This is a genomic window from Psychromonas sp. (assembly GCF_041586535.1).
Classification (GTDB): domain Bacteria; phylum Pseudomonadota; class Gammaproteobacteria; order Enterobacterales; family Psychromonadaceae; genus Psychromonas.
In genome coordinates, this window is sequence record NZ_JBFGZY010000135.1 from 1 (window position 1) to 10,941 (window position 10,941).

Genomic DNA, 10,941 nt, shown 5'->3' on the forward strand with positions numbered 1-10,941 from the left:
CGCATTCCAAACTCCGGTTTTTTTAATGTAATCAATTGGTTAGCACTATTAATTATAGTAAATCTACCGGAGTTTTCCTTCTTTTTTGCCTGTTTTTTTATATATTTCAGTATGTTAACGTTTCTGGATGAGAACTAGCTAACAATTGATCGCCTAATGGCAGCTGGTATTGCACCTGCTGCTGATCATTGAGTGTGGCACGCATTTTTTTGATCGTACCGAAAAGATGTGTTTCTGACATGAATAAGCCTTAGGAATTAAAAAAGAGTAATAAGCATGATATCAAGCGGTCATAACCATCAGCCTGCTAATGCTGATAGTCTAACATGTTGTAAAAGGCTATTTATGCGAGTTTGTTATTAAAAGAAGGCCCCTCTATTCAATATAGGAAACTGCAGTTAATTTCTGGCATTACAATTGCAGAATATCTATTTTGTTGGAAATTTACTGAGGATAATATGCGTATATCAGCATCAAGTGCCACCCCGTCACCAGAATTGGACACCCTGCTGGAAGGATTTCGTAAACGCTCGCTTGCTGCAAATACCTTACTGAGTTCCCCGCAAGATCAGGATAACCGCGTATTTTATATCTCATCAGGCCGCCTGCGGGTTTTCTTAAGCTGCGGTGATAAAGTCTTCACTATTGCACTGCTGAATCCCGGTGATATTTACTGCACCCACACCCGGGCCCATGTTGAAGCGATACAAGAAAGTCAGGTACACGTCTGCGATATGCAGACCTTTTCACGCAAAATTCACCAACATCCTCAACTGTTTGGGACTATCACCCGGGTACTGTCCAGCACATTAACAGGTTGCATTGATACCATAGAAAATTTGGCTTTCAGAGATGTTCGTTCAAGGTTTGCCTGTTTTCTGCTTAGCCAACTGACGGGGGAAGAAGAGCAAACAGCACCGGTTTCAATTCCGCTTCCTTTTAGTATTGAATTACTCGCCCAGTCTATCAGTACCTCACGGCAAACTTTATCAACGCTAATTTCCAATATGCAGAAGTCCGGCATTTTAGCGCGCCAGACAAAAGGCCAGATTCTGTTACTCGATATTGCCAGACTGAAAAAAATGGCAGATTTTTAACCCACTGTCAGCTAGCTGACAGACGCATACTGACTGACTCGCTAAACTGTATTACACAATATGAGTCAGAGAACTAAGGAGTACAGTATGAACGTGATGCCACTAGCCGCAACCAACAAAGAACAGGAACAGCAAGCAGATCGTTACGTCACTTTCTGCGGAATCGATTGTTATTTAAACTCAGATCGACTAATGACCATGCTCGAGAATAATATCAATGCCGGTAATGGCGATAAGAGATGGCATACATATTTTGCACAAAAAAGAGAACAGCAGGCAAAACTGCAGCATGATAATTTGAACTTTATCGGCCACCAGACCAATACCTTATACGAATACTTTGAGCTATGTAATGATCAGGCTGCATTGGCATTGCTGTATAAGATTGAGCAGGAGTGTTGTTAACTTTAACTTGTCAAATAATCCACTTTGTCATCTTTCTGACATTACAAATTGCATTGTTGTTACCCGCCTGAAGGCGGGATTCTGGTGAAATTAATGAACCATAGCAAAACACGCGGTGCGCAAGCACACCCTACATTGCTTATTCTATTATGCAGAAGGTCATATCCGGAACTGAGCCTTTAGGCTCGGCTGTTATTGTTACTGCCCGCCTGAAGGCGGGATTCTGGTGAGATTATTGAACCATATCAAAAAGCTGCTTCAATAGTGCCGTTGAAGGTCTTGTCCATAAAATCACGAATTGCCTGGGACTGGTAAATTTCCACAAACTTTTTGTAATTTGCGTTGTTTTTATCCTGCTCTCTGGATGCGATAACCATTACCGCTAACGGCGCATCTTTAGGCTCCAGATAAATGCCCTGCTTTTTGGGATCTAACCCGGCAGACATTACGTAATTCATGGTGATGGTCGCCACATCCACATCATCGAGGCTTCTTGGCAATTGGGCCGCTTCAATTTCAACAAATTGCAGATTTTTCGGATTGTCAATAATATCGTAGATACTTGCTTTATAACCTACTTCTGGTTTCAGGGTAATAAGTTTCGCATCGGCTAACAGCAGCAGACCTCTTCCGCCATTGGTCGGATCATTCGGAATGGCAATCAATGCGTTATCAGGAAGCTCTGCAAGTGAAGTGTATTTATTGGAGTAGATCCCCATACGCATCAGAATAGACTGGCCCATGGAAACCAGAGCGGTATCATTATTGTTATTGTAGTTAGTTAAAAAAGGCAGATGCTGGTAACTGTTCAGATCTAAACTGCCGTCCGCTAACGCCGCATTTGGTGTGACATAATCCGAAAATTCAACCACTTCAACCTGTAACCCCTGCTTTGCCGCTTCCATTGCCACAGCTTCCACCACCTGGGCATGCGGGCCTACCGTTGCGCCCACTTTTAACACCGTATTATCTTTTTGACCACAAGCGGTTAAGCCGATAAAAACAAAAACTGCGGCGATCCATTGACCTACATTTTTATATTGCTTCATTCCATTCCCCATATTAACAGCAAAAAAGACGTTTAGACGTCTGAATGTCCATATTAACTTTTATTAACAAAGATGCAACACAATTCTTGCTCTTTTTAACCTGCTGATTTTACACAGTCAACAGAGTCCCTTTACGGCAATAAAAACAATTGGATGCGCAAAATTTTCCGCACTCAACGCTTGAAGCCCCGGTTATTTTGCAGCAATTTTTATTGACAGAGGTAGAACATCTACTCTACCCTGAAAGTAGAACAAACATTCTACCTATGGAGTAATGATGCTCAAAGAAGAGATAGCCGCCAGTCTTGAACTGGCTTTCAGTCAGTATGGTTTTGCCGAGCCAAGCGTTGCTAAGTTAAAAACAGCCTGCAACGTCAGTTTGCGCACCCTGTACAAACACTATCCATCCAAGGAGGCGATGATAGTCGCTGCGCTGGCGCATCGCCATCAAAGATATCTGACCTTTCTGCTCGAAGCGTCTCCTGCTGATGGTATTGAGTTTGCCGTGCATATTTTTCACAAACTTGAACGCTGGATGAAGGAGCACGCGCCGCACGGTTGTATGTCAATGAATGCCATTGCCGCCTTCCCGGATAACGCGATGATCAACAAGGCAGTGAAAGAGCACAAAGAAGAGGTGCGCCGGTTTTTAGGTGAGCAAAGCCACAGAGCAGATCTTGCTACGGCGCTGTTTCTGCTGCACGAAGGGGTATCGAGTGCATGGCCGGTACTGGGTAAAGAGGCAATAACATCCGCACAAAAAACGCTATTACAACTTATGGAGAAAAATTAATATGTCTACCATTGCAAAAACCATGAAAGGCATTTTGCTTACCGGTCACGGTGGACCGGAAATGCTGCAATACCGGAATGATATCCCTGTTCCGACACCCGCTGCAGATGAGGTGCTGATCCGCGTTGCCGCCGCCGGCATTAACAATACCGACATCAATACGCGCATCGCCTGGTACTCAAAAAAAGGAGCAGATAGTACTGATGCCGGCTGGTCCGGTGATGCGTTAACTTTTCCGCGAATTCAGGGCGCAGACGTTTGCGGCACAATCGTTGCCGTGGGTGATAATGTCAGCGAAGAACGCATCGGCGAAAGAGTGTTAATCGAGCCTTGTCTTACTCAGGCAAAGGGTCAGCAACGCAATCCACCCTGGTATTTTGGCTCTGAATGCGACGGGGGATTCGCCGAATACACTGTGGTTGCAGCGCAACACGCTTTTGCGGTGAATAGCCCGTTATCTGATCTGCAGCTGGCTTCATTCCCCTGCTCCTACTCAACAGCAGAGAATATGCTTACCCGGTCAAACGTAAGCGCACAGGACACTGTCTTAATTTCCGGTGCTTCCGGAGGCGTTGGCTCCGCGGCGATTCAGCTTGCCAAGGCACGCGGCGCTTATGTTATTGCTATTACCAGCCCGAGCAAGAATCAGTTGCTGCTGGATCTCGGTGCCGATCAGGTGCTGCCGCGGGGTGCTGATTTAGTCGAAGGCTTGGGTGAAAACAGCGTTGATGTGGTGATCGATTTGGTAGCCGGAAAGCAGTGGCCTGAATTTTTACAGGTATTACGACCTCACGGCAGATACGCGGTATCCGGTGCCATTGCCGGCCCCATTGTCGAGCTGGATGTCAGAACCCTTTATCTGAAAGATTTAAGTTTTTTCGGCTGCACAGTGCTGGCAAAGGGTGTCTTCGAGAATCTGGTCAACTATATCGAGCAGGGTAAAATTACACCGCTGGTCGCCAAATCTTTTCCGCTAAAAGAGATAAATGCGGCGCAGGATCTGTTCCTGAAAAAAGAGTATGTAGGCAAGATGGTGCTCAGCGTAGCAGAATAATAAAGCCACGCAACAAAACTGGACAGGCAAATTTTTCACTTAGTGAAAAGTTATCAGTTATTTTATGCAATTCCGTACTGTCTATATACAGAACGCCTTCATGGGGCCTCGGCTTTAGCCCTGACTCTTATACAAAAGTCCCATGATTGAGCAAGTACTTTAGCAAGGAAAATCATGGCGCGAATTAAACGACAGTTTAGGTTCATGAGAAGGCTCAGCCTAGATTTCCCTAATCTCAGCCAGTACAGGGATGTACGGTCTGGGATGGTGCGTTAAAAAGTGCTTGAGCAGTACAAGATAAAAAAAATGGCTTGGGCAGCCTTTCTTTTGGGCGAGTTATGCGACAGCATAGTGTTACGAGCGGGCAAAGCTCTGCGTGCCCTGTTTTCTTTGGCAGTGCAAAGAGCATGACTTTTCGAACTGCGAAACTGCGTTTCGGTTTCTCATAGTCTACACGCCGTCAAGGGCGGAATAGCAAATTTATTAAATTTTACCTTTATTTACAGGATAAATCCTGCGCCCCGAAAAGAATAAAGAACACCACCAATGGTTACAGACTTGTGTATAAGAGTCAGGGCTTCAGCCGCGCTATTTTCAAGCTCGGCTAAAGCCGAGGACCCTATCCTGCAGGCGTTCTGTATAATAGACAGTACACAATTGCATTAACTTTTCACTAAGTACATAGCAGCCGTTGGCTTAGGTAGTTTCCGTTCTAAAACACTTTAAAAGATATCGGCAGACATAACAAACTTACCTGCACAGATAAAAAACTCATTATCCTTTGAGCAAGGAATGAAAATCCTCTTTACTCATCGGCTTACCTAAAAAATAGCCCTGACCGTAATGGCAGTTGTTTTTCTGCAGGTAAGCCAATTGCTCTTTTGTCTCTATCCCTTCGGCAACGACTTTAATCGCAAGGCGGTTTGCCATTCCCAGAATAGTTTCAATTAAAGCTTCTGAGGAAGGATCAATGCCGATTTTATTTACAAAACTGCGGTCTATTTTAATGATATCAACCGGAAATTTAACCAAATAATTGAGCGATGAGTAACCTATACCAAAATCATCAATTGCTATTTTAATACCGACACTTTTAAGTTGATTTAGTATGGCAAGTGCCTTTTCTGAATCGTCAGTTAACAGCCGCTCGGTGATCTCAACAGTGACGTTAATTGATTTGCTGACCTCTTTGATAGCCGTCACCCAGTTCTCCAAGGCATTATCTTTAGTGTGAAACAGCCTCGGGGAAACATTGATCGACAGCTCAATATCGGCGTTTATGCTGCAAAGATATCTGCTTGATTCTTCCAGCATAAATAAATCAATCTTGTTAATTAATCCTGATTCTTCAGCGAGATGAATAAATTCAATAGGGGAAATAAAGTCACCATTTGCCTGCTGCCATCTGGCTAATGTTTCACATTTGCAGATTTGATTAGTGTTAAGATCAATAATCGGTTGAAAATAGGGTTGTAACTCCTGGCTATTGAGTGCCGTAATGAGCTTGTTATGCAGTTCATGGCGATACTCTGATTTTAACTGCATCTCTTTGGTATAGAATTGACATCCATTTCTGCCGCTTGCTTTTACTTCATACATAGCTTGGTCTGCTTTTTTTAAAAGCGAATCCGCGCTATCTGCATCGTCCGGATAAAGTGCAATCCCGATGCTGACACTCAAGTGCACCTGAATATTGTTCACTTGATAAGACTCCTGCATTTTTTCTGCAATCTGCTGCGCTAATGTTAATACATGGTTATATGCTGAAATATTATCAAGAATGATGGAGAACTCATCACCGCTTAATCGTGCCACCGTATCTGAGCTGCGCACCATATGTTTAAGTCGGGTGGCAGCTTCAATCAATACCCGATCTCCTGCTTGATGTCCGTGATTATCATTAATGGGTTTAAAGCGATCCAAATCGATAAATAACACGGCTAATTTCTGCTTACTCCGGTGCGCATTTTTTATCGCCTGTTCCAGTCTTTCCTGAAAATAGCGGCGATTAGGCAGGTCCGTAAGGCTATCGTATGAGGCTTGGTATTCAATGAGTTGTGCACTTAATATTTTCTCTGTGATATCTTGAATTGTGCCGGTAATAGAGTCACGCTGGCCCACCTCATTGCTATCAGACATTATTTGTAGCCAAATTGGTTTATTATTTTTTGTGCTGAGTTGTAATTGAATTGTAAAGGCTTTAGAACTTTGTTGCGCTGTTTTTACTTTTTCAGCCCATAATTGATAATCTTCTGCTGAAAAGTAGCGTTTGAGATCGGCTAAGCAGCTTGGGGAAAAACTTCCCGGCTTGCGTAGCGCCAGGGAAGCTTGTTCCGACCACTGCAAAAAATGTAAATTATTATCAAGTTTCCAACCACCAATCTTGGCGACTCGGCCCACAGACTCTAATAATCTTTTATCTTCCCTGAGCTTCAGTTCGAGTTTCTGTTGATTGGATAATTGTTGAAATCTAAACCAGATAAACCAGGTCAAAATGATAGTGCTGATAAGGAAAAAAGCACGTAATAAATAAATATTGGCGGGCAATTTATGATTACTTTCTACCTGAACGGCGGCAATATGCCAGGAGTTGCCGCCGACATAAATCTTTGCCTCTAATTTTTCAGCAGAGTCAAAAACAGCCTCATCTCCGAAGAAGATGGGACCTGCACTGCCAAGAGCATCATAACTTCTAATCGCAATATTAATGTATTTACGCGATTCTTCTATTTCTGAAAATTTAAATAATGATTGCGCATCGAGCGGCGCAGAAATAATCCCCCATAATTTACCATCCTCGAAAAAGACAGGGGCTCTGCCGATAAGGGCTGTCCCACCCTGCACTAAGTTAACCGGGCCGATCATCTGAACTTGCCCGCTATTAATGACTTGTTTAATCATTGCCAGTTGCTCAGGAATGTCCCGGTAATTCAGGCCCATTGCTTTTTCATTGCCGGTTAACGGAAAAATATAATTGATTTTCAGCTCCCTGGCTGCAGAGAAGCTCATCAGCATCGGATCTTTTTGCAGGAGCGCTTTGGCGTAGCGGTTAAAATCATTCTCAGATAAATCCGGTGTTGCCGAAATATAAGCTGCGAATCCGGTAAGCATCGACAGGTTTGTCTGCAAGTGCCCTTGTAATTTAATACTGACGGAATTGAGCAGTTGCGCGGCATGGTCTTTTTTTATGCGTTTTTCTTCTTTAATCAGTATTTCCTCAATCCGAGTTTCAATCAGAAAGGTGGTGAATAAAACGGCGAGTATGGTTAATCGTTTATGCTGCTGATGCCATAAATAAATAATAAGCGGCAGAAATAAAACGATTATTGACAGAGAAAAAATATTATCAGTTAAAAAAGGTTGCCTCTCTATTGCTGTAAAGTGGAAGTGTTCCTCATTTATATGTGAATGAACAAGACCGAGTGAACGTATTCTTTCATTCATGTTAAACCAACGATCTTTATTGACCTCCCCTATTGGTGTTTCAGGATAATTAATCAATGTATCAATCTGCTCGGCAAAGGCTATATTGTAGGCATAGGCGTTATCGTATTGCACTAAATAACGAGGCAGTTCATCTGCTATTCTCTGAGCAATCTCTTGTTTATGCGCAAGGGCATAAAGCCAGCCTTTTTTACTTGCCTGGGTGAATTTCTGTACAATATCGGGATGCATTTGCGCGTAGTTGTATGATGTGTATAAAGAATCACCATAAAATTGCAAACCAAAATCAGCAGGGTGGAGTCTATTAAGCTTAATATTTCTTTCTTTTGCTGAGAATTGGGCAGATATATCATAAGTAACAATGGCATCGGCTTTATCATTTATTAAGGTATCGAGGGTGGCGGGCTGATCAACAAAGTTGATTTTTGTCAAATCATAACCATGGGAACGTAACAGGGCGGTAATTTCCGTTTGCGTAAAATCTAACCCGCTGGCTGCAATGCGCAGCTTGGCAAGTTTTGTAAGGTCGCTAATATCAGTCTGCTGCGGCGCAAAGACAGCTACCGGACTGCGTTGGAATATTGATGCAAGAATGACCGGGTCGGCACCTTTGTCCTTGCTGATCAGGATATCTAATCCGCCAATAGCAAATTGGGCATTGCCTTTGCTCAGTTCTTCGCTTGGGCTGAGTATGCTTTTGTCTGGTGTTATGGCGGAGCGGATATCGACATCCAGTCCCGCATCCGCATAAAAACCCTGCCACTTAGCAGCATAATAGCCGGCAAACTGAAATTCATGTTCCCATTTTAGCTGCAATACAACTTTCTCGGCCGCCGATAGATGGCAGGAAATAAAGATCATAATAAAAAAATTGAAGAGTTTACTATGCATTGATAAATATGACCTTTTCTGTTTGCTATATTAAACTGATCATACCTAGTGAAATTTAAATGTATAGTGGAACTGCTGCAGAGCCGCAATTCTCGGCAGCTTTAAGATCTGCCCGGGAGAAATGCCTTTTTTGGCTCTTTTTTACTGTGATCCGAAGTGCTGAGTGGATCTGTTTTTTGCCTTTTTTTAGTTAACTTAATCTCGATTAATCCCACCAGCAGCCCCCATATTGTTGCACCAATGCCGAATAAAGTGATCCCGGACAATGATAGCAGAAAAGTCATTAAGGCTGCTTCACGGTATTCCTCCCGGGCAAATGCGGTCTGCAAACACATTAATAGTGTACCGAGTAACGCCAGCCCCGCTAATAGCTGTGTTACTTCAGCCGGCAGGGCTAAAAAAAGGGTGACCACTGTGGTTGCCCAGATACCGGCAATAAGATAAAAAATACCTGCCCAGATTGCCGCCCGATAACGCTGTGTTTTATCGGGATCAACCTCGTCACCCATACAGATCGCTGCGGAAATGGCGGCCAGATTGACACTGAACGCACCGAATGGCGCAAATAACAGATTGCTTAAACCGGTTGCGATAAAAACCGGTTTGGCGGGGACGCTGTAGTGATGGCTCTGCAGCATGGCAAAGCCCGGCAGGTTCTGTGACAGCATAGTTATAATATAGAGCGGCAGGCTGATATTAAGGATGGCCATCAGATCAAAGGTTGGTGTCATCCAAACCGGTCGGGCAACAGAGAAGGTCGTTAACTGGGGGGCGAATGCCCCGGCAAAAAAGGAGCAGATAATGCCGCTAATCAGTAAAATCAGCATGGCGTAACGGGGCAAAAAGCGTTTTGCCACCATAAAAGCGGCAAACATACTGCAGAATATAACCGGACTGCTCATCACCGGGGTAAAAGCTTTCAGGCAAAACGGCAGTAAAATAGCCGCGAGCATCGCTGTTGCCAGTTGCGCGGGTATTCTCTCTAATAAACAGCTGATCGGTCTGAGCAGTCCAGTTAAGGTGATCAGGGCGGCCGAGATAATAAAAGCACCGATCACATTGCTCAGCGGGTAATCATTGACCACAGTGATCAGCATGGCTGCCCCGGGCGTTGACCATGCGGTTAACAGCGGTACTTTATAAAACCAGGAAAAAGCCATAGAGCTAAGCCCCATCACCACACCCAGTGCGAGTAACCAGCTGCCGGTTTGTTGCTCTGTTGCCCCGGCGGCAGTTGCGGCCTGAATAATCAGTACGACAGAGCTGGTATAACCGACCAGCACTGCGCTAAAGCCTGCTGATAGGTGGCTGATATTGAATATTCCCCGGCGCATTTTATTCTCCCCCGCTGTTTTAATATTTTTGTGCGTTATAGCGTACGATTGGCAATATAGCACTGTGCGTTATAACGCACAATAAAAAGCAGCTAATAAAAAAGGGGGCAGTGTGGATGTGCCTGGGAAGCTCTCCGGAGTGTCGAAGGCGACGTTAGGGCAGGTAGGCTAGCAGGAGGCTATTGCCACCCTGTGGAAAATTAGCAGACGCTTTTGTGCTGATCCGCCCGATGCTTATCTGGCGAACTCAGCAACTGTTATTTTCCGGCATATAATCTGCTGCCCGAATTAGACTGAGGCGTTTAATTCACTGTTCGTATAATTGTCTGTTGGATAGTTGGAGGCGCTTTACCCAGCGCATCATGCCGTTCTCTGCAATTATAAGAGCATCACCCTCGTGTTTTGTCACTTCCCGCCAAAGCAATGCGCGAATGAGCGAGAGGTGAATTGTTGCTTACGGTGTATGAAATGCACTTTACAAAAAATAAGATCGCATCATAAAACCGATTGCTATTAATAGCTGACGGGGTGAGCCATTCATTGCGTGAAATTAAGTTGTTTTTATCTATTTTTCTTCGCTTTCCTGCTCTTCTGCTAATGAAAAATAACAGCCCGGCAATTTATTACCTTGAGGCTTGTTTGTTTATTGGCGGGAAAATTTATTGCTGAAAATTTTAAGAGACGCACAAAAAAACACGAAAAGGACAATTTATTGGGATTTTTGTCACATTCAGGGGGTAAAAAACGATTTGGTGCACGTTTCTGGTTTTAAGTCAAATGATATTTTTTGGAAATAAATAGTCAAACAGGGCTAAAAAATCAAAACACAAATCGACTCACAAAAGCTTATCAAACCCCTGCCTTTTTCATGCAA

8 protein-coding genes are annotated in these 10,941 nt (G+C 43.8%); 4 read left to right on the forward strand and 4 right to left on the reverse strand.

The features are described from left to right. Window positions 1–106: 106 nt before the first annotated feature. The gene (locus tag ABZA00_RS13990; protein WP_372882776.1) at window positions 107–241 is read right to left on the reverse strand and encodes a hypothetical protein; all 135 of its coding nucleotides are present in this window, start codon (window positions 239–241) and stop codon (window positions 107–109) included. Window positions 242–458: 217 nt separating this feature from the next. Between ABZA00_RS13990 and ABZA00_RS13995 the strand changes: the two genes are divergently transcribed. Both ABZA00_RS13995 and cowN read left to right on the forward strand, forming a co-directional pair. Continuing rightward, a complete protein-coding gene (locus ABZA00_RS13995) occupies window positions 459–1,097 on the forward strand; it encodes a Crp/Fnr family transcriptional regulator (RefSeq protein WP_372882777.1) in 639 nt (212 codons plus the stop codon). A gap of 87 nt (window positions 1,098–1,184) precedes the next feature. Further along, window positions 1,185–1,502 (forward strand): N(2)-fixation sustaining protein CowN, encoded by a 318-nt coding sequence (cowN, locus tag ABZA00_RS14000; RefSeq protein WP_372882778.1) that lies wholly within the window; start codon window positions 1,185–1,187, stop codon window positions 1,500–1,502. Between the two features lie 245 nt (window positions 1,503–1,747). Here the strand turns inward: cowN and ABZA00_RS14005 are convergent, their stop codons facing one another. Beyond that, a complete protein-coding gene (locus ABZA00_RS14005; protein ID WP_372882779.1) occupies window positions 1,748–2,551 on the reverse strand; it encodes a MetQ/NlpA family ABC transporter substrate-binding protein in 804 nt (267 codons plus the stop codon). Between the two features lie 277 nt (window positions 2,552–2,828). On the opposite strand from ABZA00_RS14005, the gene ABZA00_RS14010 reads away from it, so the two are divergent. After that, complete coding sequence (locus tag ABZA00_RS14010; RefSeq protein WP_372882783.1) at window positions 2,829–3,344, forward strand: TetR/AcrR family transcriptional regulator; 516 nt, start codon at window positions 2,829–2,831, stop codon at window positions 3,342–3,344. Window position 3,345: 1 nt separating this feature from the next. Continuing rightward, a complete protein-coding gene (locus ABZA00_RS14015) occupies window positions 3,346–4,398 on the forward strand; it encodes an alcohol dehydrogenase family protein (RefSeq protein ID WP_372882780.1) in 1,053 nt (350 codons plus the stop codon). Between the two features lie 774 nt (window positions 4,399–5,172). Here ABZA00_RS14015 and ABZA00_RS14020 read toward each other — a convergent pair. Together ABZA00_RS14020 and ABZA00_RS14025 are read right to left on the reverse strand one after the other, a co-directional pair. Then, window positions 5,173–8,658: an EAL domain-containing protein gene (locus ABZA00_RS14020; protein WP_372882781.1), complete on the reverse strand. Its 3,486-nt coding sequence runs from the start codon at window positions 8,656–8,658 to the stop codon at window positions 5,173–5,175. A 176-nt stretch (window positions 8,659–8,834) separates the two neighbouring features. After that, window positions 8,835–10,067 carry a benzoate/H(+) symporter BenE family transporter gene (locus ABZA00_RS14025; protein WP_372882782.1) on the reverse strand — a complete coding sequence of 411 codons (1,233 nt, stop codon included), beginning with the start codon at window positions 10,065–10,067 and terminating at the stop codon, window positions 8,835–8,837. Window positions 10,068–10,941 lie beyond the last annotated feature (874 nt).

Coding starts and splice junctions, on each gene's coding strand:
- cowN (WP_372882778.1), top strand. CDS start 1,185: ATGAACGTGATGCCACTAGCCGCAACCAACAAAGAACAGGAACAGCAA.
- ABZA00_RS14010 (WP_372882783.1), top strand. CDS start 2,829: ATGCTCAAAGAAGAGATAGCCGCCAGTCTTGAACTGGCTTTCAGTCAG.
- ABZA00_RS14005 (WP_372882779.1), bottom strand. CDS start 2,551: ATGAAGCAATATAAAAATGTAGGTCAATGGATCGCCGCAGTTTTTGTT.
- ABZA00_RS13995 (WP_372882777.1), top strand. CDS start 459: ATGCGTATATCAGCATCAAGTGCCACCCCGTCACCAGAATTGGACACC.
- ABZA00_RS13990 (WP_372882776.1), bottom strand. CDS start 241: ATGTCAGAAACACATCTTTTCGGTACGATCAAAAAAATGCGTGCCACA.
- ABZA00_RS14025 (WP_372882782.1), bottom strand. CDS start 10,067: ATGCGCCGGGGAATATTCAATATCAGCCACCTATCAGCAGGCTTTAGC.
- ABZA00_RS14015 (WP_372882780.1), top strand. CDS start 3,346: ATGTCTACCATTGCAAAAACCATGAAAGGCATTTTGCTTACCGGTCAC.